This is a genomic window from Streptomyces sp. NBC_00094, assembly GCF_026343125.1.
GTDB lineage: Bacteria > Actinomycetota > Actinomycetes > Streptomycetales > Streptomycetaceae > Streptomyces.
Genome location: NZ_JAPEMB010000001.1, coordinates 6482069 through 6507460, shown reverse-complemented (window position 1 = coordinate 6507460; position 25392 = coordinate 6482069). Strand labels below are relative to the sequence as shown.

24 protein-coding genes are annotated in these 25392 nt (G+C 73.3%); 7 read left to right on the top strand and 17 right to left on the bottom strand.

What is annotated here, in order from left to right; genetic code table 11:
• The 5 genes from kdpF to OG580_RS28880 all read right to left on the bottom strand — a co-directional run bounded on the left by kdpF (position 1) and on the right by OG580_RS28880 (position 2658).
• On the bottom strand, positions 1-90 hold the full coding sequence (gene kdpF, locus OG580_RS28900) for a K(+)-transporting ATPase subunit F (RefSeq protein ID WP_267046579.1): 90 nt from the start codon (positions 88-90) through the stop codon (positions 1-3).
• Positions 87-236 (bottom strand): hypothetical protein, encoded by a 150-nt coding sequence (locus OG580_RS28895; RefSeq protein WP_267046578.1) that lies wholly within the window; start codon positions 234-236, stop codon positions 87-89. Before OG580_RS28895 ends, kdpF begins: the two co-directional genes overlap by 4 nt.
• Positions 237-288: 52 nt before the next feature.
• Positions 289-468 carry a hypothetical protein gene (locus OG580_RS28890; protein WP_267046577.1) on the bottom strand — a complete coding sequence of 60 codons (180 nt, stop codon included), beginning with the start codon at positions 466-468 and terminating at the stop codon, positions 289-291.
• Between the two features lie 49 nt (positions 469-517).
• Positions 518-1435, bottom strand: coding sequence for a glutaminase (locus OG580_RS28885; RefSeq protein ID WP_267046576.1), 918 nt, complete (start codon positions 1433-1435; stop codon positions 518-520).
• Positions 1436-1503: 68 nt separating this feature from the next.
• Entirely contained in the window at positions 1504-2658 is a 1155-nt protein-coding gene (locus OG580_RS28880) for a hypothetical protein (RefSeq protein ID WP_267046575.1), read from the bottom strand.
• 233 nt (positions 2659-2891) lie between these two features.
• Between OG580_RS28880 and OG580_RS28875 the strand changes: the two genes are divergently transcribed.
• Genes OG580_RS28875 through OG580_RS28850 form a run of 5 tightly spaced genes read left to right on the top strand, consistent with a single transcriptional unit; the run spans position 2892 to position 8064 of the window.
• Positions 2892-3851, top strand: coding sequence for a 3-oxoacyl-[acyl-carrier-protein] synthase III C-terminal domain-containing protein (locus OG580_RS28875; protein ID WP_267046574.1), 960 nt, complete (start codon positions 2892-2894; stop codon positions 3849-3851).
• Positions 3848-5239, top strand: a complete 1392-nt coding sequence (locus OG580_RS28870) for an ATP-grasp domain-containing protein (protein WP_267046573.1) — start codon at positions 3848-3850, stop codon at positions 5237-5239. Before OG580_RS28875 ends, OG580_RS28870 begins: the two co-directional genes overlap by 4 nt.
• Positions 5232-6782, top strand: a complete 1551-nt coding sequence (locus tag OG580_RS28865) for a phosphopantetheine-binding protein (protein ID WP_323182622.1) — start codon at positions 5232-5234, stop codon at positions 6780-6782. Before OG580_RS28870 ends, OG580_RS28865 begins: the two co-directional genes overlap by 8 nt.
• Positions 6776-7591, top strand: coding sequence for a hypothetical protein (locus OG580_RS28855; protein WP_267046572.1), 816 nt, complete (start codon positions 6776-6778; stop codon positions 7589-7591). Before OG580_RS28865 ends, OG580_RS28855 begins: the two co-directional genes overlap by 7 nt.
• Positions 7588-8064: a holo-ACP synthase gene (locus OG580_RS28850; RefSeq protein WP_267046571.1), complete on the top strand. Its 477-nt coding sequence runs from the start codon at positions 7588-7590 to the stop codon at positions 8062-8064. The genes OG580_RS28855 and OG580_RS28850 overlap by 4 nt, the downstream gene beginning before the upstream one ends.
• A 40-nt stretch (positions 8065-8104) precedes the next feature.
• Here OG580_RS28850 and OG580_RS28845 read toward each other — a convergent pair whose 3' ends face one another.
• The 7 genes from OG580_RS28845 to OG580_RS28815 form a co-directional block, all read right to left on the bottom strand.
• Positions 8105-9478 carry an MFS transporter gene (locus OG580_RS28845; RefSeq protein ID WP_267046570.1) on the bottom strand — a complete coding sequence of 458 codons (1374 nt, stop codon included), beginning with the start codon at positions 9476-9478 and terminating at the stop codon, positions 8105-8107.
• Positions 9479-9553: 75 nt separating this feature from the next.
• Positions 9554-9847 (bottom strand): metalloregulator ArsR/SmtB family transcription factor, encoded by a 294-nt coding sequence (locus OG580_RS28840; protein WP_267048163.1) that lies wholly within the window; start codon positions 9845-9847, stop codon positions 9554-9556.
• Positions 9848-10211: 364 nt separating this feature from the next.
• Positions 10212-10418 carry a cold-shock protein gene (locus OG580_RS28835; RefSeq protein ID WP_267046569.1) on the bottom strand — a complete coding sequence of 69 codons (207 nt, stop codon included), beginning with the start codon at positions 10416-10418 and terminating at the stop codon, positions 10212-10214.
• 214 nt (positions 10419-10632) lie between these two features.
• Positions 10633-11226, bottom strand: a complete 594-nt coding sequence (locus OG580_RS28830) for a TetR family transcriptional regulator (protein ID WP_267046568.1) — start codon at positions 11224-11226, stop codon at positions 10633-10635.
• A gap of 136 nt (positions 11227-11362) precedes the next feature.
• Positions 11363-13051 (bottom strand): amidohydrolase, encoded by a 1689-nt coding sequence (locus OG580_RS28825; RefSeq protein WP_267046567.1) that lies wholly within the window; start codon positions 13049-13051, stop codon positions 11363-11365.
• Positions 13044-14357 (bottom strand): amidohydrolase, encoded by a 1314-nt coding sequence (locus OG580_RS28820; RefSeq protein ID WP_267046566.1) that lies wholly within the window; start codon positions 14355-14357, stop codon positions 13044-13046. Before OG580_RS28820 ends, OG580_RS28825 begins: the two co-directional genes overlap by 8 nt.
• On the bottom strand, positions 14354-15634 hold the full coding sequence (locus OG580_RS28815) for an MFS transporter (RefSeq protein WP_267046565.1): 1281 nt from the start codon (positions 15632-15634) through the stop codon (positions 14354-14356). The genes OG580_RS28820 and OG580_RS28815 overlap by 4 nt, the downstream gene beginning before the upstream one ends.
• A 62-nt stretch (positions 15635-15696) precedes the next feature.
• Here OG580_RS28815 and OG580_RS28810 point away from each other — a divergent pair, with 62 nt between their 5' ends.
• Entirely contained in the window at positions 15697-16827 is a 1131-nt protein-coding gene (locus OG580_RS28810) for an Lrp/AsnC family transcriptional regulator (protein WP_267046564.1), read from the top strand.
• Positions 16828-17026: 199 nt separating this feature from the next.
• Here OG580_RS28810 and OG580_RS28805 read toward each other — a convergent pair whose 3' ends face one another.
• Positions 17027-18070: a LysR family transcriptional regulator gene (locus OG580_RS28805; RefSeq protein WP_267046563.1), complete on the bottom strand. Its 1044-nt coding sequence runs from the start codon at positions 18068-18070 to the stop codon at positions 17027-17029.
• A 151-nt stretch (positions 18071-18221) separates the two neighbouring features.
• On the bottom strand, positions 18222-18770 hold the full coding sequence (locus OG580_RS28800; RefSeq protein ID WP_267046562.1) for a carboxymuconolactone decarboxylase family protein: 549 nt from the start codon (positions 18768-18770) through the stop codon (positions 18222-18224).
• Positions 18771-18925: 155 nt separating this feature from the next.
• On the opposite strand from OG580_RS28800, the gene OG580_RS28795 reads away from it, so the two are divergent.
• A complete protein-coding gene (locus OG580_RS28795; protein ID WP_267046561.1) occupies positions 18926-19504 on the top strand; it encodes a TetR/AcrR family transcriptional regulator in 579 nt (192 codons plus the stop codon).
• Between the two features lie 228 nt (positions 19505-19732).
• On the opposite strand, the gene OG580_RS28790 is transcribed toward OG580_RS28795, so the two are convergent.
• The 3 genes from OG580_RS28790 to OG580_RS28780 are packed head-to-tail and all read right to left on the bottom strand — an operon-like array spanning position 19733 to position 25343.
• Positions 19733-21523 carry an acyl-CoA synthetase gene (locus OG580_RS28790; protein ID WP_267046560.1) on the bottom strand — a complete coding sequence of 597 codons (1791 nt, stop codon included), beginning with the start codon at positions 21521-21523 and terminating at the stop codon, positions 19733-19735.
• On the bottom strand, positions 21520-24873 hold the full coding sequence (locus OG580_RS28785; protein WP_267046559.1) for an FAD/NAD(P)-binding protein: 3354 nt from the start codon (positions 24871-24873) through the stop codon (positions 21520-21522). Before OG580_RS28785 ends, OG580_RS28790 begins: the two co-directional genes overlap by 4 nt.
• Positions 24870-25343 (bottom strand): cobalamin B12-binding domain-containing protein, encoded by a 474-nt coding sequence (locus tag OG580_RS28780; RefSeq protein ID WP_267046558.1) that lies wholly within the window; start codon positions 25341-25343, stop codon positions 24870-24872. Before OG580_RS28780 ends, OG580_RS28785 begins: the two co-directional genes overlap by 4 nt.
• Positions 25344-25392 lie beyond the last annotated feature (49 nt).

Genomic DNA, 25392 nt, shown 5'->3' with positions numbered 1-25392 from the left:
TCAGAACCTCTCCGGCTTGAGGAGGGCGAGGACGAGATAGCCGACGAGGCCGGCGGCCACGAGCAGACCGATGATGTTCTCGGCAGTCACAGCTTGGCCACCCCCTTGGCGATGAAGGCCACCAGCGCGAAGACCGCGACCGTGGTGACGACGAAGGCCGCGTCGGCCATCGTGAGCTCCTGAGTGAAGAACGGTTTCTCGGACGAGATGAGCAAACCGCTCTTCGGCCAGGTCACAGCCCTTGTTAACGCCCCCCATACGTCCTGCGGCGCGCTCTTGACGCGTCCCCTACGCGCGCGTCGCCGGGAGTCGGAGGGATGACCGCGCCAACAGTGGGCCGCGTTCGGAGGCCCACTGCGGGGAGAGCGCGACCTTCTCCTCGTGCAGGGCAAGAGTGTCCCGGGCCAGGGTGGGCGTCATGCCGTCGGACACGTCCGGGCCGATGGCGATCTTGGCCAGGCAGGGCATGATCTGCGGATCGCCGGCCAGGAGCCCGGCCTGATCGGCAAGACGCCCCCTAGAAGACGGAAAGGCCCGTGATCGTGGTGAAGCGGTCCAGGGCGGCGACGCCGGCGACGGAGTTCCCCCGGTCGTCGAGGCCGGGACTCCAGACGCAGAGGGTGCAGCGGCCCGGGACGACGGCGATGATGGCGCCGCCCACCCCGCTCTTGCCGGGGAGACCGACCCGGTAGGCGAAGTCACCCGCCGCGTCGTAGGTGCCGCAGGTCAGCATCACGGCGTTGACCTGTTTGGCCTGGCTGCGGGTGAGCAGCCGGGAGCCGTCGGCGCGGATGCCGTGCCGGGCCAGGAAGCCGGTGGCGACGGCGAGGTCCCCGCAGGACGCCTCGATCGCGCACTGCCGGAAGTACTCGCGGAGCAGGGTCGGTACGGGCGTGGTGATGTTGCCGTACGAGGCCATGAAGTGGGCGAGGGCCGCGTTGCGGTCGCCGTGGGCGGTCTCGGAGGCGGCCACGTCCCGGTCGAAGTCGAGGTCGGCGTTGGCGGACTCGGCGCGCAGGAAGTCCCGGAGGCAGCCGGAGGCGTCACCGGTGAGCCGGTGGAGGCGGTCGGTGACGACGAGGGCGCCGGCGTTGATGAACGGGTTACGGGGGATGCCGTGCTCGTACTCCAGCTGGACGAGCGAGTTGAACGGGTTGCCGGAGGGCTCGCGGCCGACGTGCTCCCAGAGGCTGTCGCCCTCCCGGGCGAGCGCGAGGGCGAGCGTGAAGACCTTGGTGACGGACTGGGTGGAGAAGGGCTGCTGCCACTCCCCCACCCCGTACACCGTGCCGTCGAGCTCCGCCACGGCCATCCCGAAGCGGTTCGGGTCGACGGCAGCGAGCGCCGGGATGTAGTCGGCGGGGCGGCCCCGGCCGGCGAGGTTCCCGATCTCCTCGCCGATGCGTTCGAGTACGGGTAGGAAGGACTGCACCATGAGCGCATTGTGCCCGGCCGCGACCGTTGCGGCGGGCACAGGCCGTGGGCCCCGTCGTGGCGCCGTGCTCAGCTCTCCGCCGTGCCGGGGGCACCGGTCTCGGGCATCTCGTCGAGGGCGTACGGGTGCACGTACCGCGCGTCGTCGAAGGGGGTGAACCACGTACCGAATCCCCCTGGCGTCACGTCCTCGTCACCGACGCCACCGTCCCCCCTCTCCCCACCACCCTCGCCCTCGCCCTGGAGCCACGCGAAGTCCATGTCCTCGTAGACCTCGCCGGCGAAGCGCCCGAGGGCGGCCGCGACCTCGTCGTCCAGGAGTCCGTGCAGGTCGAGGGTGACATGGGCCTGTTCGAGCAAGAGCTTCAGTACGAGCTCCTCGGCGAGGCAGCCGAGCCGCCGGAAGCTGCCGTCGGTGAACCGCGTGGTCAGGGCTACCGCGGTCACGAGGAAGCGGCGTGCGAAGAGTTCGTTGTAGTGCGCGGCGTGGCGCGAGGGCAGCTGGTCCAGGTGCCACAGGTGGCCCTGGCACTCGGCGACGGAGGTGTCCTCGTCCGCCAGGGCCTGGATGTCGTCGTACAGCTCGTCGATGAGGACCTCGGCACCGTAGACCAAGGAGCCCGCGGCGAGTTCCGCGCTCTCGGGGGTGACCCGGGCAGGATCGTCCTCCCCCGCCACCCCGCTCGCTCCTTCCTCGGGGTCGGTGACGCCGAAGACGGCCGGTGTGAAGGAGCGCAGGCGTGCCGCCAGGCTGCGGAACTCCGCTTCGTGGTCCTGCGTCTCCCGCTCGGTCTCGCCGCCGGTGTCGGGCTTCGCCGCGTGGTGGGCCCGGCGCGCCTGCGGGTCGCTGGGCGGGGCGCCGGGCCCGTCGGCCGCTTCGAGGCTCTCGCGCGCCGCGTCGGTGTGCAGTTGCACTTCGCTGCTCTCGACCATCCACTCGGCCAGCAGCTCCGAGCGTTCCAGTACCTCCTCGCTCACGGAGCCGACGGCGTCCTCCGCGAACTCCAGGGACGGCGCCACGACCATCACCTTCAGGATCGCCCCGCCCGGATGGACGGCCACGGCGACGTCGAGCAGGTCCATCTCCATGCCGTCGGCGCCCTCGATCCCGGCCACCGACGCGAAGCCCTGTTCGAGAAGGGCGGCGGCTCCCACGCGGTGGAGCCCGTCCAGCTCCGGAGCGCCCTCCGGAATGCGTATTTCCACGGTTACGACATAGGTCACGAACGAAAGCGTGCCAGGCCGGAGCCGTGGACGCGGCCGTTCACGGAACCTTTCCGCACCGGGAGCCCCGGCAACAACCCTTCACCTGCAGCGAGGTGACACCTCTCCGCGGGCCCGACGGATGCGGGCCGCCCCAAGATCACCATCACGGAAAGTCTTGATACAGTCGCTGTCCGTAGCCGCAGGTTTCTCGGGTCGGCAGGTCCGACAACACCACAGGGAGCAGCCCCACGATGTCCGTTGCGGACGGTCTCAAGCTCGTCTGGACTGAAGCCTTCGTCCCTGAACGGGAGGTGAGAGTCGCCGAGATCGGCGCTCTCCACGGGCTCGCTCCACGGCAGGTGGCGGTGATGGAGCGGATGCACGGCCTGGCCAGTGTCCGATGGGACCCGGACCTTCCGTTGCTGGACCTCCTGGTGGCACCCGCGCGGAAGGCCCTGGAGCGCGCCGGTGGGCGAGAGGGTCTCGCGTACCTCATCTACGTGCACGCGAGTCCGCAGGTGGCTCCGGCGCATGTGAGTGTCGCGCGGGCATTACGGGACGCACTCGGTCTCGGCGACGTGCAGGTCTTCGAGGTCTCCCAGCAGGCGTGCGCGTCGGCCCTGGCGGCCCTGGAGATCGCCGGCGAGCTGCTGCGGGCGGAGCCGCCGGGCGCGAGAGCTCTCGTCGTCAACGGCGAGAAGCCCTTCACCGAACTCAACCAGATGCACTACCCGATCGGCGACGTCATGGGCGAAGGCGCCACTGCCACAGTGGTGTCATGGGACGGCCCCGGCGACGAGGTCCACGGGTACGCGGTCAGACATGACGGCTCGTTCGCCGACTCCCTCACGCTGTACGAGGCGCTCCCGCGGCGGCGGTTCGTCGACACCAGCATCGACATGATCGCCAAGGTGGTCGGCGAAGTACTGCTGCAGGGCGGTCTGACCCTCGGGGACATCGACCATTTCATCCCCAGCAACATCAGTCGCGTCTTCTGGAGCCAGGTGGTGCACGCCCTTGGGGTGGACCGCGACCGGGTCTTCCTGGACAACCTGCCGCGCTACGGCCACTGCTTCGCCGCCGACTCTCTGATCAACTTCGCGACGTTGCGGGACCGCGGCCGGCTGGAGCCCGGCGGGTACTCGCTGCTCGCCTGCCCGGGGCTCGGCGCCAGCTTCGCGGCCCTGCTGCTGCGGCACGGTGCGCGGTGACCGCATCCGATTACCTGGGGCGCCTGAAGGGCGCGCTGGTGGGCGACCCGCAGGCCGAGTTCGTCCTGCTGTGCAACTTCGAGGCCGAGCGCGCCTGGGGCGCCGGTGTCGCGGGGCTGCCGGCGCCACCGCCCGCGACGACCGCCCGGCCGGCGCTGGCGATGGAGGAGCTGGGGGTCTGCCTGGCCGCGCAGGGCGACCGACTGCTGCTGGGCCGGCCGCTCGACGCCTCGTTCCGCGCCTACCTGCGCTCGGCCGGGATCGCCGCGCCCGTCGACATCACCGTGGAAGGTCCCGGCACCGACGAGACCGCCGACCGCGTCCTGTCCGACCCGCGCACCCTCGCCCGGTTGAGGGACGCTGCCGAGCGCGGCGCGTATCTGCTGCCGATGGGGAGCACGGAGCGGACGCGGCAGATCGCTGCGCTCACCGGTCTGCGGTACGCCGCGGCCGAGCCGAGCGTCGCCGCCCGGATCAACAGCAAGATCTACGCACGGCGGTTGGTGGAGGAGCTCGGGCTGCGGGCAGTGCCCGGTTCCTGCTGCGAGTCGGTCGACGACCTGGCCATGGCGCTGGCCGCCGAGCCGTTCGAGCCGCTGATCGTGAAGGACGCGTACGGGGTGTCGGGCCGCGGGCTGATGCGCCTGGACAACCCGGCCAGGGCACGGCGGCTGTCGGAGATGGTGCGGCGTCGCGCCCAGCGCACCGGCGACGACCGCCTGCAGGTCGTCGTGGAGCACTTCCTGCCCAAGAGCTGCGACCTGTTCTACCAGTTCACCGTCGCGCGAGACGGCTCGGTCGTCGTGGACACCGTGCTGGAGACCCTGCTGGACAACGGCGTCCCCCAAGGCAACACGGCTCAGTCGGCGTGGGCGGACAAGCACCGGGCGGAAATCGAGGACTGCGCCGCACGCATCGGCCGTCGCCTCCACCGGGACGGCTACCACGGCGTCGTCGGAGTGGACGCGCTGTGCGGCGCCGACGGCACCCTCTATCCGGTGCTGGAGATCAACGCCCGACTCAACCTGCCCACCTACCAGTTGCCGGTCATGCAGGCCCGGCACGCGTCCGGCCTGACGTACTCGCTGTCCCGGCAGTACACCGTACGGCTGAGCGACGCGCTGCCGTTCGAGCAGCTCCACGCAGCCCTGACGCCCGCCCTGACGCCGGCCCCCGACGGGGCCCATGCCGTCATCTCCTGCTTCGCCCCCCTCAACGCCCCTGCCGAGCAGGCGAAGGACGGCCGGCCGTTCGCCGGGCGGCTGTACACCGGCCTGTTCGCCCCCGACCCGGATTCCCTGGCCCGGCTGGAACGGCACATGCGCCACGGCCTCGATGCCCTGACCAGCGACAGCCGCCCGAACAAGCTCGGAGCAACCCGTGCATGAGACCCTCATCGCAGAGGCGGCCGAACAATTCGGCACTCCCCTGTACCTGTACGACGCCGACGTTCTGCGGGACACCTACCGGCGGTTGAGAAGGCTGCTGCATCCGCAGGTGGACGTCTTCTACTCCCTCAAGGCCAATCCCAACATCAGCGTCTGCGCGCTGCTGCGAGCGGAGGGCGCGGGCGCGGAGGTCTGCTCACCGACCGAGTTGAGAACGGCCCTCGACGCCGGAGTCGCCCCCGCGGACATCATCTACCTGGGGCCCGCCAAGGACGCATCGCAGCTGCGCGCCTGCGTGCAGGCCGGCATCCACGCCGTGGTGTGCGAGTCCTTCGACGAACTCGCCCTGCTGGACCGGATCGCCGGCGAGACGGGTCGCACCGTCAACGCCATGCTGCGCGTCAACCCCGAGCAGCGCGCGCCCGGTGCGGCACTGACCATGGGAGGCAAGCCGCGTCAGTTCGGGATCGACGCGTCCGAGGTCGCCGAAGCGGGCGAACTCCTCCGCGGGGTGCGCCACGTGCACGTCATGGGCCTGCACGCCTACCTGGGCAGCAGATTCCTCGACCACGAAGCGATCATCCGCAACACGCGGGAGGTCCTCAAGCTGGCCGACGCTCTGGCCGCCGTACTCGGGTATCCGCTGGAGACCGTCGATTTCGGAGGCGGCTTCGGCGTCGCCTACTTCGACAACGAGACCGACCTGGATGTGGAAGCCCTGGCCCGCGGCCTCGGCGAGGCCGTGGAACCGTTCGCCGCCGCCCATCCGCGATGCCGACTGATCACCGAACTCGGCCGCTACCTGGTGGCCGACGCGGGCCTGTACGTCACCAGGGCCGTGTCCGTGAAGGACTCCCTGGGCGAGACGTTCGTGGTCTGCGACGGCGGGACCAACCACCACATGCACGCGGTGGGCATCGGTCAACTCGTCAAGCGCAACTTCCCCCTCCGCCTGCTGTCCCCCCACGACCACGATGCCCCGCGCCATCGGTACACCGTCACCGGGCCGCTGTGCACGCCCAACGACCTGCTGGCCAAGAAGATCTCGCTGCCCCGCGTCCGGCCCGGCGACCTGATCGGGATCGAGCGTTCCGGCGCCTACGGCCCCACCGCGTCACCGGTGCACTTCCTGGGCTTCGGCGCGCCCGCGGAGGTCATGCTCCTCGACGGCCGTCCCCGACTCGTCCGCGCCCGCGACACGGTCGACGATCTGCTGTCCCGCCAACGGCTCATCGAACCCGTCCCCACACCCGCCATCCCCGCCCCTGGAGGACACATGCGACGCACGGACATCATCGCGGCACTGCGCGACGGCATCGGCGCAGTCACCGGGAGGCAGATCGTCGACCTGCCCGAGGACACCCGCCTGTTCGACGACCTGGACCTGGACTCCACCTCGATGCTGGAGCTGCTGGTCGAGATCGAGGAGGCGCTGCAGGTGGAGGTCGACCCGGACGACATGCAGATCGTCGATCTCCAGACCGTCGGAACCCTCACCGACCTGTTCGCCCGCCGGGCCGGGACGGCAGCCGGGGCATGCTGAGCCTGCAGACCGCCGCGGCCGTCGCGGCCCCTCCCGCACGACAGCACGAGTGGGACCCGCGCCAGCTCGCGTACTACCGCGATCTCTACCGGCAGTACGACATCGACATCGACACCGACGACCTGACCGCCGACGGGGTGACGCACACCGACCTGCTCGACCTCCTGCACTCCCGGCTCAGCGACACCGCCCCACCCGTCGACCTCATCATCTGCGCCCAGGCACTGCCGGATCGCGTCTCCTCCGTCCAGCCCGCCTCGTACCTGAACGCCCTCTACGGCAACCGCGCGAACAGCTTCGCCGTCGCCGGCCAGGGTCTGGCGTCGCCGTTCACCGCGCTGCGCATCGCGGAGGCCTATACGCACTCCCACCCCGGCCTGACCGTGGCCGTGGCCATCCTGGAACAGACGACGCTGCCCGTCCGCCTCCGCCTGGTACGGGAACGCGAGCTCACCGACTCGGGAGTGCTGCTCGTCCTCAAGGACGGCGGCGATCTGTCGCTGCGGACCCTGCTGCCCGCCGACCGCGCCGCGCACGTACGGCAGCGGCTCGACGCGATCGCCCGGTTACCCGGGAGACGCCGCCTGCTCGTCACCGGCGCCACCGCCGTCCCCGGCCGGTCGCACGGGTACGACGTTCACCGCGCCCGCCGCGACGCCTACTGCACCGCGGTCTGGGCCGAGCTGGCCGCCCACCGGCGCGACTGGCACGACCGCTACGACCACATCGTGCTGCTGGACACCGACCCGCAGACCGGAGAGTCGTCGCTGGCACACTTCGCACCCCGATGCGACGAGCGGGACGCATGAGCGGCTGCGGCTGCCGGCCACCCCTGCACCTGGGCATCGACCTGGTCCGGATCGGGACCCTGGCCAGGACCATGCGTCACGGCCGTCTCCTGCGTCACCTGTACGCCCCCGAGGAGCTCGCCCACGCCGAGAGCCTCGGCGGCCGACGGCGCGAGGAGTTCCTTTACGGGCGGTTCGCCGCCAAGGAGGCCATCACCAAGGTCCTGCGCGTCGGCCTGCTCGGCGACGCCCCACCCCACGAGATCGCCGTTCTGCGTGACGCGAAGGGAGCGCCCGAGCCCGTCCTGCGTGGCCGGGCGGCACACTGCGCCGCGGTCGCCGGCATCGCGGGCCTGACGCTGTCGATCTCCCATACCCGCGAACTGGCGGCGGCCGCGGCGGCCGGCTGGCGCTCGGCCTGCGCTTGCGGCGACCGCGGACTGGTCCACGGCCTGTCGGAGGCCATGCTCGCCCGCGGATCGTCACTGCCATGAGCGCCGCGGCAACCGCCGCCCCTTCCCGACAAGACGCCCCCTAGGAAGTGGCCTTTTCTCGCGGCCAGTGGCGGTGCAGTTCGTCGATGTGGAAGTCGTGCGTGTGGTGGCGCCCCTCGCCGGCCGCTCCCCTGAGGTGGGGGTGGTCGGCGGGGAGTTCGGGGTGGACGTGTGTCAGCTCGGCAGGGTCCGTACGGGGCCACAGGCGGGCCGCGGCCAGGGCGCCGAGGAGGGCGACGCCGGCCAGGACGACCGCCGAGGCCGCGAGTCCCGCGCGGGTGGCGAGCCATCCGGCGAGCGGGTAGGTGAGCAGCCAGCAGGCGTGTGAGAGGGAGAACCGGGCGGCGAAGGCGGCGGGCAGGTCGGCACTCCGTGCGGAGCGGCGCAGCAGCCTGCCACCGGGGGTGAGGATCGCCGAGGTGGCCGCGCCGAGGACGAGCCAGACCGCGAGCAGCCCGGGCCAGGCCCAGCGCTCCGGCGCGAAGGCGAGCCCGAGCGCGAGCAGCCCGAGGGCCCCGGGCAGGACGAGGGCGGCACGCAGCATGAGCGCCCGTTCGGCGACGGGGCCACGGGCCCGTACCAGCAGGCGCGGCAGCAGCAGCGCCACCGCCATGGATCCCGCTCCGTACGCGCCGAGGGCGAGCGGGACGTCCCCGGGGGTGCGGCCGAGGGTGTCGCGGACGAGGACCACCGTGTTCACGAACACCGTCGCGCCCGCCGCCGCCACCGCGAGGTCGAGGGCGAGCAGGGCCCGCAGGCGCGGGGTGGCGAGGAGGAGCCGCGTACCGAAGGCCGCCTTGGCGCGGAACCCTCCGCGCCGGGCGACCTGCGAGGGCGGGGGCGGGGGTGTCGGCAGGGCGGTCGCGCGGACGAGGACGGCCGAGGCGAGGAACCCGGCGGCGGTGCCGGTGAAGAGCCCGTCGTACGGGACGAGGGTGAGGAGCGCGGCGGCGAGCACCGGGCTCAGCAGGCTCTCCAGGTCGTAGGCGAGCCGGGAGAGGGAGAGCGCCTCCGTGTAGTCGCGCTCCTCGGGCAGCACCTGCGGGATCGTCGCCTGGAAGGTCGGCGTGAAGGCGGCGGAGGCGGTCTGCAGCAGGAGGATCAGTCCGTAGATCTGCCACACCTGGGTGACGAAGGGGAGGGAGAGGGCGACCCCGGCCCGCACGAGGTCCATGGCGACGAGCAGGGCCCGCCGGGGTATCCGGTCGGCGAGGGCGCCGACGAGTGGGCCCATGCCGACGTACGCGGCCATCTTGATCGCGAGGGCGGTGCCGAGGACCGCGGAGGCGTCGGCCCCCGCGAGGTCGTACGCGAGGAGGCTCAGCGCCACGGTCGCGAGACCGGTGCCTGCCAGGGCGACGACCTGCGCGGTGAACAGGCGCCGGTAGGTGCGGTTGCGCAGCACGGACAGCATGGGGACGCCCCCGGTTCGACCACGGCGGACGTCTCCACCGTAGCCGATGCGTGCACAGTTGCGCACATGTTGACGTCAGTCGTGCCAGGGCTCGCCGCTCACCACGTGGTCGGCGCGGCTGATCGCCTCGACGACCAGTCGCTTCAGATGCCCGTCCGGCATCGCGTACACGACCCGCCGCCCGTCCTTGCGGGACTGGACGAGCCCCCCGAGGCGCAGTTTGGCCAGGTGCTGGCTCACGGCCGGGCGTGCGGCGCCGCAGGCCTCGGTCAGGGCGCTGACGTCCGCCTCTCCGTGCGTGAGCAGCCACAGCAGATGGAGCCGGGTGGGGTCGGAGAGGAGCGCGAACACCTCCGCCGCCGCGGACAGTTCCCGCGCTCCGGGCGTCCGCTCGTGCGGACGGGGCGCGGGGGCCGCCGCGGGATCGGTGGGATGCGTACGGTCCACGGGATGGTGGAGGTGCGTACGGTCCGCGGGATGGTGGGGGTGCGTAGGGTCCGTGGGTTCGTCGGGGACTGCGCGCTCGGACATGGGGTCATCGTAGGCAGACCCACGAGCGGCTCGGCCGTCGCGCCCCGGTCGCGGTCGGCGACGGTCACCGCCGACCGCGAGCTCCGGATTCCCACCCCGCGCGCTGGCCTGTTCGGGTGATCGACAAGACACCCCCTAGGCGTGACGGGCCTCGGGAGCCGGGACGGCCGGCGGCCTGTCGCACCTATGGACCCGGCCGGTGTCAGAGGCGCAGTTCCTTGGCTTCGAAGCGGCCGTCCCCCAGGACCAGGACGAAGGTGACCTGCTGGCCCTCGGAGAGCACCTGGGCCTCCCCCTCGATGTCCGCCGCGCTGAAGTAGACCTGCTCCTCGGAGCCCACGGGGACGACGAAGCCGTACCCGCCGAGACGATTGAAGGACTGTACGAACCCTGTGCTTCGGCCTTCCACGGCGGCCTCCCTGTCGTCACCGGCGATGTGCCCCACAGGGGACATCTACCCCGTCCGCCCGGGCTTCGCCCGTCACGGGACGCCCCCACCCCCGCGTGTGGACCACCCCGGGAAGTCTCGTACAATATTCAACAGAGGCCTGGTGTCGGAGATCCCCCGTGTCCGACACCGGGCCTCGCCCGATCGCCCCCGGCCGCGACAGGCCGGCCGACCCTCAGCGGCCGCCGGGGTACGCGATCCGCGCCGTGATCCGGGCGATGCGCCGGGCCGACGCCTCCGGAGAGGCCACCGGCTGGACGATGTGGCTCACCGTGAGCCGCACGATCGTCTCGACCGCGAGCCCCCGCGACTCCTCGTCCACATCGGGCCAGGCCTCGACCGCGTACGCGTCGAGCATCACCATCGCCGTCCCGAAGACCGGCTCCGGGCGGGTGGTCAGATAGGCGAGGAGATCGTCCTCACCACCCCGCGCGGCCACCAGGACCCCCTTGATCAGGGGGTTGTCCACGGACTGCTGGAGCGTGTAGCCGACCCCGGCGGCCGCCGCGGCCTCCAGGTCGCCCCGGTGGGCGTCGAGTTCGCGCTGGATGCCGAGCAGGAAGCCCTCCAGCTCGCGCTGGACCAGGGCCTTGCCGATGGCCTCCTTGGAGCCGAACTCGTTGTAGAGCGTCTGGCGGCTGATGCCGGCGGCCCGCGCGATCGCGGTCATGCGCAGCCCGCCCCAGCCGTCGGCGGCGACGAGGCGGTAGGCGGCGTCGAGCACCTGCTCGCGCAGCAGGGACCGAACGCTCTCGCGGAAACGTGTCATCGTGGCCCCCACTTTATCCATCGGGACCCCCCACCCCTCACGTCGTCCGGTGGGCGTCCGGCGGGCGTCCGGCGGCCGTGCGGCGGCCGTCCGCTGCGGGACCGCGGCCCGGCCGCCCGCCCCGTCACCCGCCCCGTCACCCGCCCCAGGTGAGCCTGCCGCCCAGGTACGTCGCGGTGACCGCGGCCTGCTCCGGGAGGAGCTCCGGCGGGACCCCGTGCGGGTCGCGGGCGAGGACCACGAGGTCGGCGCGGAGGCCGGGGCGGAGGGTGCCGATCTCGTCGTCGAGGTGGAGCTGCCAGGCGGGGTGGGCGGTGACGGCGAGCAGGGCCTCGTCGAGGGTGAGGCGTTCCGTCGTGCCGTGGACGCGGCCGCTCGCGGGGGTGCGGCGGGTGAGGGCGGTCGCGACCGAGGCCAGCGGGTCGGTCGGGGAGCACACGCCGTCGTTGTGGAGCGAGACCCGGTGGCCCGCGTCCCAGGCCGAACGGACCGCCATCCAGCGGTCGGCGACCTCCTGGCCGAAGAGGTCGTCCGCGAGGACGTCGCCCCACCAGCGGATGTGGTCCATGAACAGGCTGACGGTGGCCCCGAGTTCGGCGGCCCTGCGGTACTGCGCGGCGGTGACGGCGCCGCAGTGCTCCATCCGGGGGCGGAGTGCGCGGAAGGCCTCCGGGTCGGCCGCGGCGGCACGGGTGTAGGCGTCGAGGACCGCCTCGAAGGTGACGTCGCCATGGACGTGGCAGGCCATCGGGTAGCCCTGAGCCGTGAACGCCCCTGCCAGTTCGGCCAGTTGATCGGGCGTGTAGTTCATGGGGGCGTGGTTGCAGCGCCCCGGTCCCATCGCCCGGGTGGCGGCGCTGTCCAGGTAGGGGAAGCTGGTCGCGACCGTGCCTTCCCAGGCCGTGCCCTCGGCCCACAGTTTCATCCCGGATATGCCGAACAGCTCCTCGGCCGGGGCGTGTCCGGGGAAGCGGCGGTCCGGGTCGGCGGCGAGCTCGGGGGTGCCGATGAGGTACGAGCGGACGCGGACGGAGGCGCCGGGGCGCTCCGCCGCGGCCCTCAGGGCAGGGACGAGGCTCGGCTCCGTGGCCAGGTCGGCGACGGTGGTGATGCCGACCCGGGCGTGTTCGGTGTACGCCCAGTCGAGCGCGGCGGCCAGCCGGTCGGGCTTCAGCCGGTCCCCGGCGACCACCCACAACAGGGCCTCGACGGCGCCCCCTTCGTGGGCCTCGCCGGTGGGTTCGCCGTCCGCGTCCCGCAGGAACCGGGCGCCCGCCGGGTCGGGGGTGTCGCGGGTGATGCCGGCGGCGCGCAGCGCGGCCGAGTTGGCCCAGGCGGCGTGCCCGCTGTTCGCGACGACCACGAGCGGGGCGTCGGGGCGGAGCGCGTCGAGCTCCGCGCGCGTCGGGGGTGTCAGGTCGCGCTGGAGCAGCGGGTCGACGCCGTAGGCGCAGACCGGTTCGCCCGGCCCGGCGGCGGCCACGGCGGCCCGGATGCGGTCGACGACCCCGGCGCCGGTGGGCACGGTGAACGGCCTGACGTCCACGGCGGGCGGGGCGACGGCGAGCGCGACCATGACCGGGTGCCCGTGGGCCTCGACGAAGCCGGGCAGCAGCGCCCGGCCGGCCAGGTCGACGACCTCGGTCGCGGGGCCGCACAGCCCCATGACCTCGTCACGGGCGCCGACGGCGGTGATGCGCCCGTCGCGGACGGCGAGTGCCTCGGCGCGGGGGCGGTCCGGGTCCATGGTGAGGACGGGCCCGCCGACGAAGATCATGTCGGGGGCCGGACCGTCGAGGGCCCGGTCCGGTTCGATGTCAGGCACCGGGGGTCTCCTTGCGCAGCCAGTGGGCGGCGGCCGCGAGCAGCGCGGTCACGCCGAGGGGGATCGTCGACCCGGGTACGGGGGCGAAGTGGGGCGAGTGGTTGGCGGGGACGGTGTCGGGGAGGCCGTTCTCCAGGAGCGAGTCGGGGTCGACGCCCGCGTACAGGGCGGGGTCGGCGCCGCCGAAGTGCCAGAAGACGGAGGGGGCTCCGAGCGCGGTGCCGAAGACGCCGAAATCCTCGCTGCCGGTGATGACCTGGGGAAGCGTGAAGACCCGTCCCTCGCCCAGGGCCTCCGCGAGGGCGGACTGCACGAGGGCGGTCGCGGGCCCGTCGTTGACGGTGACGGGGAAGGAGTTGAAGGGGACGATCTCCGGCTCCTTGGGCGCGCCCGAGGCGGCGGCCTCCGCGCGGATGATGCGGGTGACGGCGGCCAGGAGCCGGTCGCGTACCGCCGGGGTGGTCGACCGGATGTTGATCCGCAGCTCGGCGGTGTCCGGGATGATGTTCTCCTTCGTCCCGGCGTGCAGCGAGCCGACGGTGACGACGGCCGTCTGCGAGGCGCCGATCTCCCGCGAGACCACGGTCTGGAGACGCATGACCACCGCGGCGGCCATCACCACCGGGTCGACGGCCGTCTCGGGGCTCGATCCGTGGCCACCGCGGCCGAAGAGGGTCACGCGGAGGCTGTCGGACGCGGCCATGACCGGGCCGGGCCGGGTTCCGAGGAAGCCGACGGGCGCCGGCGCGACGTGCTGGCCGAGGCAGATCTCGGCGCGCGGGAAGCGGTCGAGGAAGCCGTCCTCGATCATGGCGGGCGCGCCGCCGACCTCCTCGGCGGGCTGGAAGACGGCGACGACGGTGCCGCTCCAGGTGTCGCGGTGGGCGGCGAGCCGGTCCGTGGCGCCGAGGAGACACGTGACGTGCACGTCGTGCCCGCAGGCGTGCATGACGGGCACCTCGTTGCCGTCCGGGTCGATGCCGGTCGCGGTGGAGGCGTACGGCAGTCCGGTCTCCTCCTTGACGGGCAGGCCGTCCATGTCGGCGCGGAGCAGGACGACGGGGCCGGGGCCGTTGGCGAGGACGCCGACGACTCCGGTGCGTCCGACGCCCTCGGTGACCTCCCAGCCCTGGGCGCGCAGCCGTTCGGCGACGACACCGGCCGTACGGAACTCCTGGAAGGAGAGTTCGGGGTGGGCGTGCAGGTCCTCGTAGAGGGCGAGGAGGCCGGGGAGCCGCTCGTCGAGGCCGGAGAGGAGCGGGGCGACGGTGGCGGCCTGCTCGGTGCGGGTGCCGTCGGTGGTCATGCGGATTCCTTTACGGGGCTCGGGGAACGGGGCGCGCGGTCCGCCGCGGCGCGGAAGGCGGTGGCGTCCTGCGGGGTCAGGCAGGACATGACGGCGGCGATCGCCGCGCCGAGGACGAGGAAGCCGAAGGCGACCTGGAAGGAGAAGGCGTCGGCGAGCGCACCCATGACGGGCGGGGCGACGATGCCGGCGACCTGGCCGCCGACGATGACGACGGCGCCGCCCACCCCCACGTACTCCGGTGTGAGACCGGCCAGGGGGACGGCGAAGATCGGCATGTACGCGAGGGACGCGGCGAAGATGGCGAGGGTGCCGAACACGACGAAGCCGGTGAGGGACGGGGTGTTCGCCATGAGGAGCAGGGCGACGGCGGAGACGGTCATGCCGGGGACGATGACCTTGCGGTGATGGCCGCCGAGCCGGTCCGAGAGCCGTCCGCCGAGGACCGTGGCGAGGGCGGCGCCGAGCGCCGGAATGGCGACGAGGGCCCCGGCCGCGGTGAGGGAGACCCCGTGCTCCTCGCTGAGGTACGAGGGGACCCAGGTGTTGAGGCCCCAGATGATGGTGCTGTAGCCGAACATCATGAGCGAGAAGCGCCACAGGACGCCCTTGCGCAGGACCTCGCGGAGCCGGGGGCGGGCCACGGCCTCGACCGGGGCTCCTTCCGTGCGGGGCAGCGGGGCGGGGAGCCAGAGGCGTACGGCGGCGAGGGCGAGGACGCCGAGGGCCGCGGTCGACCAGAAGGCCGAGCGCCAGCCGAAGACGGCGACGAGCGGGGCGACGGCGAGCGGCGTGAGGACGGCGGCGATGGCGTTGGAGCTCATCACCGCGCCGTTGGCGCCCATGCGCTCCTCGGGCCGGGTGCGCTCGACCAGGACCTTCATGGCGGCGGGCGGGAAGACGCCCTCGGCGACTCCGAAGGCGAAGCGCAGGGCCAGCAGCACCGCGAAGGACCAGGCGAAGCCGGTGAGGGCGGTGAAGACCGACCAGGAGAGCAGGGCCCAGAGGGTCACCCGTCGGCCGCCGAACCGGTCGGCGAGCATCCCTCCGGGGATCTGGCAGAGGGCGTAGGCGAGGAAGAAGGCGGAGACGACGAGGCCCTGCCGGGTGCGGTCGAGGTCGAACTCCGCGCCGATGGACGGCAGCACCAGGTTGATCACGAGCCGGTCGGCGTAGTCGACCAGCCAGGCGGCGAAGAGCAGGACGACGGTGATCCGGACGGTTCTGCGGTGCGCGGGTGGCGCCGCCGAAGGTGCGGGAAGGGTCGGAGCAGGCACGGTACTCCTCTCACGGTGGCCGAAACTGGTCGTCGGCCCGAAGTGCCCCTACGATCCGGTCCATGAGCGTGAGCCCCCGGGAATTGCCGGAAAACGACACTGCTGCTCCAGGAGCGCAGGATTCCCGCACCGAGACCTCGGGGGCCTCCCTCTCGGGAGGGAATCCCTCGGGAGGTTCCCTCGCGGGCTTCTCCGAGGGCGATCTCGCCCTGATCGACGCGCTCCAGGCGGCGCCCCGCGCCCCGTGGACCCGGATCGGGCGGGCGCTCGGCGTGGACGCGACGACGGCGGCCCGCCGCTTCGAACGGCTCCGGGCCGGGGGGCTCGCCTGGGTCACCGCGTACGACGCCGCGAAGACGGCGACCGTCGCCTATGTCGAGGTGCGGTGCCGGCCGCGGGCCTTCGGCCGGGTGAGCGCGGCGGTGACGGCGCTGCCGTGGGTGTTCAGCGTCGACGAGACGGCCGGGGACTTCGACCTCTTCCTCTCCGTCGCCGCCCCCGACCTGCCGTCCCTGGGGCGCGCGGTGCACGGCGGGATCGGCGGCCTGCGCGGGGTGCGGTCGACCCGTACGAGACTCGGCATCACGCTGTACGGGGAGGGCCGCGACTGGCGGATGCGGGCGATGAACCCGGCGGAGCGGGCCGGCCTGAGCGACCCGAGCGGCCCCCGCCCCCGGTCGTACAGCACGCATCTCCACGAGCGGCCCGGGGCGCAGGACCAGGCACTCCTCGGCGCGCTCGGCGGTGACGGGCGGCTCGGGTACGCGGAACTCGGCGCGCGGACGGGCCTGAGCGAGCACACGGCGCGGCGCAGGCTCCAGCGGATGATCCGGGACGGGGACATCACGCTGCGCTGCGATCTGGCGCACCCGCTGGCGGGCCTGTCGACGATGGTGGTCTACCGGACGTCGGTGCCGCACACCCTGCTCGAACAGACGGGGAACGCGCTGGCCCGGCTCGAACAGGTACGGATGTGCGTGTCGGTGAGCGGGCCGTACAACCTGCTCGTCCTGGTCTGGCTGCACGGGCTCGGCGCCGTGGACCCCTTCGAGGCGCTGCTCGCGGAGCGCTTCCCGGCGCTGGAGGTGCAGGACCGGACGGTGTCGCTCAGCTCCCGCAAGCGCATGGGCTGGCTCCTCGACGAACAGGGGCGGGCCACGGGGCGGGTCCCGCTGGGGCTGCCCGAGTACTGAGCGGGCGGGGGGCGATCGTGGCGTGGAGGTGGGGAGGTGGAAGGTGGGGAGGTGGGGAGGTGCCACGGCACTCCGCCGCTCCCTGAGGACCCGGTCGGGGGTGGGCCGGGGGGAGACGGCGGTGCGCCGTGGCACCGTTCGGGGGCGGTGCGCGGGGGCACCGGTGGGGGTGACCGGGAGGCGTGGCCGTCAAGCCCGCTCAGGAAGCGATGCTCGGCCCCGGGTTCAGGTCCAGGTCCAGGACGTCGGTCTGATCGCCGAGGACGGTGACGCCGGGCGGCGGGCCGGCCTCACCCGGGTCGGTGGTGCCGGGGCGCGCGATCGCCCCGGAGAGGGTGGTGGCCTGACGGAGGGTCTCCGTCAGGTTCTGCCAGTCGAGCGCGGGGCGGGTGTCGGAACGGCCGAGGACGAGGGAGGCGTTCCAGCGCATGCGGGGCACTCCGGGGAGCGGGCGCAGACCTCCGGCCTCGTGCGGGGAGGCGGCGAGCGCCATGGGGAGCATCGCGCAGCCCAGGCCCGACTGGGTGGCGGCGCGGACGCCGGCCATGGAGCCGAGTTCGTGGATCTCCGGCGGGGTGTCGCTGCGCAGTCTCAGGAACTCCGGGAGCCAGCGCTGGGAGGGACAGTCGGGGTCGGCGATGACGACCTGGCGGCCGATGCCGCCGCGGCGGTGGCGGACTCCCGTGACGGGCACGAACTCGACTTCCTGGAGCCGTACTTCGGTGAGTTCGTCGGTGCGGTCGATGTGCAGCTGGTCGGCTAACTGGCCGACCGGGTCGTCCGCGTCCACGACGGTGAGGATCAGGGCGCCGTCGATCGCGCCGGACCGGAAGGCGTCGTGGACCTCGGCGGTTCCCATGACGCGCAGGGCGAGTTGGACTCCGGAGAGGAGCCGTCGCCCGATGTGGGTGACCCGGGCGAGCTGCTGCCCGTACGCCAGGGCGGGGACGATCCCGATGGTCATGCGTGGCGGGTTGGCCGCCGGTCGGCGCAGGGCGGTCTCCATCTCGCCGACCAGGGTGAGGATCTGGCGCGCGTAGTCACACAGGACGGTGCCCGCACGGGTGAGCCGGACGCCGTTGGGGAGCCGTTCGAATACGGGCTCGCCGACCTGCCTCTCCAGGGCACGCATCTGTGCCGTGACGCTGGACTGCGAGTACCCGAGGCGTCGCGCCGCCTGGGTGAACGACCCGGTCAGGGTCACCTCACGGAAGGTCCGAAGGGTTCTTGCGTCGATGTCCACGTGAATTCCCCCCTGCCGCGCAGGCGGCAGTGTCCTCGCACCGGGTGGTTGGTCGGCCACCCGCTTCGATCGCCCCAGTCGGTTGTCACACAAGCCACAGGGGTGCCGGACGCCCCTTCGCGCCCGGCACCCCTGCTCGGCCGCGAAGACTCTACTCGGCGAGCTGTGCCGGAACCAACGGAAAGTCCAAGTCCGGTTGCGCTACGTGATTGAAGAAGTTCGACAGCACGTTGAGGGCGACGTGGCCGACGATCTCCGCGATCTCGGCGTCGGTCACACCGGCGGCGCGCGCGTCGGCGAGGGCCTCGTCGGTGACCCGGCCGCCGGTGGCCATGACGGCGCCGGTGAACCGGAGCACCTGGTCCATGTGCGGGTCGCCGGCGTCGGCGCCGTGGCGGGTGTGGAGCAGCTCCTGCTCGCTCAGGCCGACCTTGCCGCCGCGCAGGGTGTGCGCGGAGACGCAGTACGTGCAGTCGTTGCGCTGCGCGATGTAGAGCGCGAGCTGCTCACGCTGACGGGCGCTGAAGCCGCCGCCGACGAGGGCCTCACGCAGGGCGAGGTAACCGCGGAGCGCGGCGGGCCCGTTGGCGAGCGAGGCGTAGAGGTTGGGCAGCTTGCCGAGTTGCTTGAGGGTGGCCTCGAGCAGCTCGCGCTGCTCCTCGTCCGCGGTGTCGACGGTCAGTTGGGGCAGGCGGGGCATGGTGCTCTCCTTGAGCCGGACCAAGACGGAACTGATCGGTACCATCAAGACGGTACCGATCGGTTCCGTCTGGCGCAACGGGACTGACACACTCCGCCTCTGCGGCAGAGGTCGTTGATCCCGCATCTATTCGGCACCGAGTGGTACCGTCTGGCATGGCCACGAACGCGAAAGAACGGCTCCTCAGCGCGGCGGAGCGTCTGTTCTACGAAGAGGGGATCCGGGCCGTCGGGATCGAGCGGATCCTGTCCGAGTCCGGAGTCGGCCGCGCCTCCTTCTACCGCCATTTCCCCAGCAAGGACGATGTGGTCGTCGAGGTGCTGCGGCGCCGCGACGGCATGTGGCGCGCCTGGCTCGACGGACGCATCACGGCCAGCGAACGCGCCCCGGAGGAGCTGCCGTTGGCGCTCTTCGACGGGCTCGCCGAGCGGTTCGCGGCGGCCGAGTTCCGTGGCTGCGCCTTCATCAACACCATGGTCGAGACGGCCGACCCCGACAGCCCGGCCCACCACGTGGCCGCCGAGCACAAGGAGAAGGTCATCGCGGTCCTGGACCGTCTCCTCGTCGAGGGCGGCTACGTCGACCACGAGCCCCTGGCCCGCCAGCTCGCCCTGCTCGGCGACGGGGCGATCGTGACCGCCCTGCGCGAGGGCACGCCGGAGGCGGCGGTACGGGCCAGGACGGTGGCCGAGGTCCTGCTGCGGACGGCGGAACGGGAGACCGTCGGAGCGTAGCGCGGGGCCGGAGGGGCGGGGCGGCGGGCCGGACGCGCGGGGCGGCGGCCGGCGTCCCGGGCACCTGGGACGGCTGGGACGGACGGGACGGACAGGACGGTCGGTACGGACGGGGGTGCCGGCCGGTCTTGTGCTCGGGGCGGGAGCGGCGCGGGGTACGTACGCCCCACGGCGCGCCCGCCTCGGGACGGGTACGTTCGCGGTGACCGCCTCCCGTACCACCGCCGCTCAGGCCCTCGGGGTGAGTTCGCCGCGGCGCACCTTGCCCGAGCGGGTGCGCGGCAGGCGGGCGACGATGTCGACCCCGCGCGGTACGAAGACGGGCGCGAGCCGCTCGGCGGCGAGCGCCAGGAGCTCGCCCCCCACCCGGCGATGCCGGACACCGGCCGGCTCAGGCCCCGACTCCCACCCCGGCCCCCGCTCCCACCCCGGCCCCCGCTCCCGCTCCCGCTCCCGCTCGGCGTCCGCAGGCGCGCGCGGGGCCGACGGGACCGACGCGGCCGCCCCGGCCACGCCCCGGAGTTCGACCACCGCGTACGGCGCCAGTCCCCCCGTCGGGTCCGGGCAGGGGATCACCGCCGCGTCGGCCACCTCCGGATGGGCGCGCAGGACGGCCTCGATCTCCATCGGGGAGACCCGGTGGCCGTGGGACTTGAAGACCTCGTCCAGTCGGCCGAGCAGCCGGACGGAGCCGTCCGCGCACCGCTCGCCCCGGTCCCCCGTGCGGTACAGGCCGTCGGCGAAGGCCTCGGCCGTACGCTCGGGAAGGTCGGCGTAGCCGCGCATCAGGCCCGGCGGACGCTCCGTCAGATCCACGCACACCTCGCCCGCTTCGCCCGTCTCCCCCGTGTCCGGGTCCCGGAGCACGATCCGGTAGCCGGGCAGCGGGTGGCCGAGGGGGGCGAGCGGTTCCGGGGTGTCGGGGGCCCGGCCGATGAGGGCGGTCGCCTCGGTCTGGCCGTAACCGTCGCGGACCCGTACGCCCCAGGCCGCCTCGATCCGCGCGGACGTCTCGGCCGTCAGGGGCTCGCCCGCCGCCGTCGCCTCCCGCAGCTTGGGCGCGCCCGCGCCCCCGGTCACGTACGGCAGCATCGACCGCCAGGCGCTGGGCGGCGCGCAGAAGCTGGTGGCCTCGTGCTCGGCGAGGACGCGGGGCAGGAGGGCCGCAGGGAGGCCGCCGTCCGGGGGTGCGAGGACCGTGGCCTCCGCCGCCCACGGCACGAAGAAGCTGGACCAGGAGTGCTTGGCCCAGCCGGGGGCGGAGAGGTTGAGGTGGCGGTCGCCGGGGCGCAGCCCGCTCCAGTACAGGCTGGAGAGGTGCCCGACGCCGTAGCCGGCATGGCTGTGCTCGACGAGCTTGGGCAGCGAGGTCGTGCCGGAGGTGAAGTAGCAGAACGACGGATCGGCGGACCGGGTCGGCCCGTCGGGCCGGAAGGCGCGCCGCCCGGTGCGGCACGTGTCGGGGTACGGGAGCCAGCCCGCCCGGTCGGCCTCCGGCGCCATCCGTACGCCCCTCACCGGCAACGCGTCGAGCAGGGGCACGATCCGGGGTGCGCAGACGACGTGCCGGATGCCGCCCCGGGTGATCCGGTCGGCCGCCTCGTCCCGGGTCAGGTCCTGGTAGCCGGGGACGACGACGGCGCCCAGCTTGATGCAGCCGAGGAGCGTCTCCCACAGTTCGGCCCTGGTGCCGAGCAGGACGAGGACCCGGTCGCCGCGGCCGATCCCGCACTCTCGCAGGGATGCGGCCAACTCGTCGGAACGTGCGGCCAGTTCGGCGAAGGAGAGGCGGTCGACGACCGGTACACGACCGTCGGGCCCCGGCCGGCCGAGGAGTTCGAGGGCCGGCCGGTCGTTCCCCTCGGCGATGACGTCGAACCAGTCCAGGGCCCAGTTGAAGTGCTCGGCGCGCGGCCATCGGAAGGCGGCGCAGGCCTGTTCCCGGTCGCCGCGCAGCCGCAGGAGGAGGTCCCTGGCCGCCCGGTACTCCTCGTGGGCGGCCGTACGGGAACCCCTCACCGCGCACCGCCGAGCGAGGCCCCGCCGAGCCGCCCGTCACCGAGCGACATCCCGCCGAGCCGCCCGACACCGAGTGACGCCCCGCCGAGCAGCGCGTCCGCGATCGCGTCGGCGTCCCGGGTGAAGGAGCCCCAGGGACCGGGCCGGCCGCTGCCCACCTGGGTGAACCAGCGGGTGTGCTCGCTGGGGATGCCGAGGACGTGCGTGCTGGTGTCGACCGAGCCGTCCGCCCGCACCGGATGGAACGGCGCGTCGGTGCAGTCGAGGCCGCCGGTGGCGAACTCCCCAGCGCCCTCCGTCTCGTTGACATCCCCGGCCGCGTTGGTGAACGTACGGATCTCCCCGTCCACCAGCAGCCCCCGGATCAACGGGTCCCGGTCCGCCGCCAGGTCCGTGCTCGGCACCCTGGCGTCCACCACGACGTCGAGCGGCACCCAGGAGTTCTCGACCTGCGCGGACTCGACCGCGAAGCGCCCCTCCACCGGGTCGGCGTGGAACCGTGCGCCGGGACCGACCGGTTCGAGGACCCCGGCCGCGAGCAGTGCCAGGAACTGCTCCGAGCGCACCGGTGGCGGTCCGGTCGAGACCATCGCCGCGAGCGGCCCGAACTCGGCGAGGAACCACCGGTGCGACGCGGGGGTGAGCCCGCCGAAGTCGACGACGGACCGGATCGTCTGCCGTACGTCGCGCAGGACGTCGGCCGCCGCCTTGAGGGGCCCGTCGGTGTTGCCCCGCCGCGCCTCGGCGAGGTCGGCGCGCAGCCACTCGGTGAGGACCTTGTGGAACTCGGCCTGGGAGCCGAAGCGTCGACCGTGGAACGGTCGGGCGAGCGCGTCGAGCCCGGTGAGGGGCCGCGGGTCGATCCGGTATCCGGCGGCGAGCCGTTCCAGGATCCGGGGATCGGGTCGGTCCGTGAGCTCCCGCTCGCCGCGTTCGGTGAACTCGGCCGCCGCGTCCGGGCCGTGGACGAGACGGACCCGGGTGGCGAGCAGGACGAGGTTGACCTCGGCGAGCAGCCAGGGCAGGACGGTCCGCTCGAAGTCGAGCGGCGCGGACTCCGCACGCAGGGCGGCCAGCCGGTCGGGGGTGAACAGCCGTGCCCGGTAGCGGTGTTCGGGCCCCTTCTGGTTGGCGCCCCGGGTGAGCAGGGGTACTCCCCCGCGCGAACCGGCGACGATCCGGGGCTCCTTGCCGCTGGGCAGGTAGAGCAGCCCGTCCCCGCCTTCGGTGAAGGTGCCGCCGCGCCCGAGGGTGAGCTCGGTGAGGATGTCGTAGAAGGTCAGCCCCATGCCGAGGATGCCGACGCTCGCGCCCGCCGGGATGTCGGCGAGCGGCATCTCGACCGCCGAGCCGCCGGCCACGTACCGTACGGGCCGGGCGGGGGTCGAGCACTCCCGGGCGAACGCCTCCCAGGCGCGCTGCTGTGGGTCGAGCTCGTTGACGGGATGCCCGGTGGCGATCAACAGCCGGTCGACGGTGAGGACGTCGCCCCGGTCGAGCCGCAGTCGGTGCACCGCGCGACCGCTCCCCTCCGTCTCCCGCGCGCGGTCCGCGCAGATCACCCGGGCGGGTATGCGGTGAACGGTGAGCGCGGGCGGCAGGGTCTCCTCGACGCACCGCATGACGTACGTCAGGTACCGGCCGTACACGGCGCGCGGCGCGTACCCGTCCGCCTCGGCGGCCGCCGGATCGTCCCGCGCCCACCACTCGCCGAGGCTGGGTCCCGCGCCGGGCCGGTGCGGTCCCGTGTCGGCGGGCCCGGAGAACATGGTGACCTCCCGGGCCGGGGTGTTCATCAGGAACCAGGGCGACTGGTCCGTACGCCAGATCCGGCCGGCCCCCGCCTCGTACGGATCGATCGCGAAGACCTCCACGGGCCGCGCGGGCGGTTCCTCGGCGCAGCGGGCGGCGAGCCGCTCCAGTACGGAGAGGCCGCGCGGGCCCATGCCGACGAATCCGATCCGCAGCGGCGGTTCGGCGGACGGCTCCGGGGCGGACCGGGGAACGGGTCGCCGGACGGGCCCGGTCTCCTGCGGCCGCGGATGCGTCGCGGCCGCCAGGTCGTGCTCCCGGGCGACCCTGCCGAGCATCCCGGCGAGCTGACGCGAGGTCATCGGTATGGTCCTCCGGCTGGTGGTGAGCAGGGGCAGCGCGCCCAGGTCGGTCCACTGGAGGCGCCCGTCCGGTGCGACGGTGGACCGGGCGGCGCCCCTGTTGTCGGGGTGCAGGCAGTACGGCACGTCGAGCAGGCCCCGGTCGAAGGCCTTGAGCAGGGCGGTGCCGAGGTCGTCGGAGAGGCCGAGGACCGCCGTGATCAGGGTGCGGGCCTCGGCGAGGACCTCCTCGGCGTCGGCCGACGGCCCGCTCCCGTGCCGCGCCGCCATGGGTGCGTCGTGGGTGGCGCGGGCCGCGTCGGCGGCGATCCGCAGGGCGGTCAGGTTCTCCTCGACGGTGGGGATCCGGTGCGCCTCGGTCTCGGTCTTCACGATCAGGCGCTGCGCCCCGCCGCGTACGGCGAGTTCGGCGCTTCGGCGCAGCAGCAGCCGGGCGCCGGGCACGGTCTTCGGGTAGACACCCATGTACGCGTAGAGCACGAGGTGGCGGTCGACGGCGGGCGGCAGGAACTCGTCGGCGAGCAGCCGCAGCGCGGTGAGCGCGCCCGCGTCCTGGGCGGGATGGGTCTGCTGGGCGTAGCTGAGGGAGACGCTGGTCGCCCCGTTGGCCACGAAGAAGAGGCACTCCAGGACGGAGACGGCGACGAGGAGCGAAGGCGGGCAGAGCTGGCCGAGGAGGCAGCCGCCGAAGGATTCGAGGTGGGCCCGGCGGCCGTGGGCGCGGCTCTCCTCCGTGAGGAACTGGACCGAGTCGCGCCAGGCGGCGACGGACTCGGCGAGCGGGGTGCGGCCGTAGGGCAGGCAGTACGAGACGGGGCCGCCCTCGGAGGCGGCGAGCCCGGCGGCGGCCATGGTGCGGAAGATGGCCATGGGGTCGGCGGAGCCGTGGCGGACCTGGACGGGTGTGCCGCGTCCGGCCGCGGCCGCGACTCGCGCGGTGGCCCTCGGGCCGTGGCTGACCAGCGGGAACCCGTTGAGGGGCCGACCGGTGCGCAGGGCGGCGGTGGCGGCGGCGTGGTCGCCCACGCGGGTGTAGCTGTCGATGGTGAGGGTGGCGACGGTACGCAGGGGCAGCGCGGCGACGGCGGCGACGCCGTCGGCCATCTCCTCGGCTCCGACCATGCCCATCCGGGGCTGGACGACCAGAGCGCCGGCCTCGGCCGACTCCCGGACGAAGGCGCCGAGATCGCCGGGGGGAAGCGGGTGCTGTGCCGCGGGCGGGACGGAGGTCGTCAAGCTGCGGCCCGCCCGGTACACGCGCCGCCGAGCTCTGCGAGGCGGCGCAGCAGTGCCGTGGGCGGGGTCCCGTCGGCGTACACCTCGTCGTATCCGGCGTCGAGGAGTTCGGCGGTACGGGTGGCGGCGCCCTCCGGGGAGATGCCGAGGAGCCCGCCGATGACCATGGGGATGGACCGGGTGGCACGGTCCTCGCGCAGGGCGCGGGCGGCGCGCAGGCCGTCCTGGTGTCCGTGGCCGTTGACGGAGGAGAGCACGACGATGTCGGGCCGGGTCATCCGGGCGGTGTCGACGAGCAGTTCCTCGGGAACGCAGGGCCCCAGGTTGAGCACCGAGTGGCCGTGCTCCTCCAGGAAGAGCTGGAGGTGGACCAGGTTCCAGGTGTGGGCGTCGGAGGAACCGGTGGTGAGCAGGACCCGGCGGGAGGGCTCGGGACTGCGCAAGGACTGGGGCCGTGCGTGCGGGGTCATGGCGTCTCTCTCCGAAAGGTCTGGGGCGGGGAGGGCAGGGGTGCGGGGG

Bases quoted from the DNA above. Each gene is read 5' to 3' on its own strand.
- OG580_RS28800 (WP_267046562.1), bottom strand. From the start codon at position 18,770: ATGCCCCGCCTGCCCCAACTGACCGTCGACACCGCGGACGAGGAGCAG.
- OG580_RS28875 (WP_267046574.1), top strand. From the start codon at position 2,892: ATGTCCGTTGCGGACGGTCTCAAGCTCGTCTGGACTGAAGCCTTCGTC.
- OG580_RS28795 (WP_267046561.1), top strand. From the start codon at position 18,926: ATGGCCACGAACGCGAAAGAACGGCTCCTCAGCGCGGCGGAGCGTCTG.
- OG580_RS28855 (WP_267046572.1), top strand. From the start codon at position 6,776: ATGCTGAGCCTGCAGACCGCCGCGGCCGTCGCGGCCCCTCCCGCACGA.
- OG580_RS28850 (WP_267046571.1), top strand. From the start codon at position 7,588: ATGAGCGGCTGCGGCTGCCGGCCACCCCTGCACCTGGGCATCGACCTG.
- OG580_RS28810 (WP_267046564.1), top strand. From the start codon at position 15,697: ATGAGCGTGAGCCCCCGGGAATTGCCGGAAAACGACACTGCTGCTCCA.
- OG580_RS28890 (WP_267046577.1), bottom strand. From the start codon at position 468: ATGCCCTGCCTGGCCAAGATCGCCATCGGCCCGGACGTGTCCGACGGC.
- OG580_RS28780 (WP_267046558.1), bottom strand. From the start codon at position 25,343: ATGACCCCGCACGCACGGCCCCAGTCCTTGCGCAGTCCCGAGCCCTCC.
- OG580_RS28830 (WP_267046568.1), bottom strand. From the start codon at position 11,226: ATGACACGTTTCCGCGAGAGCGTTCGGTCCCTGCTGCGCGAGCAGGTG.
- OG580_RS28885 (WP_267046576.1), bottom strand. From the start codon at position 1,435: ATGGTGCAGTCCTTCCTACCCGTACTCGAACGCATCGGCGAGGAGATC.
- OG580_RS28845 (WP_267046570.1), bottom strand. From the start codon at position 9,478: ATGCTGTCCGTGCTGCGCAACCGCACCTACCGGCGCCTGTTCACCGCG.
- OG580_RS28820 (WP_267046566.1), bottom strand. From the start codon at position 14,357: ATGACCACCGACGGCACCCGCACCGAGCAGGCCGCCACCGTCGCCCCG.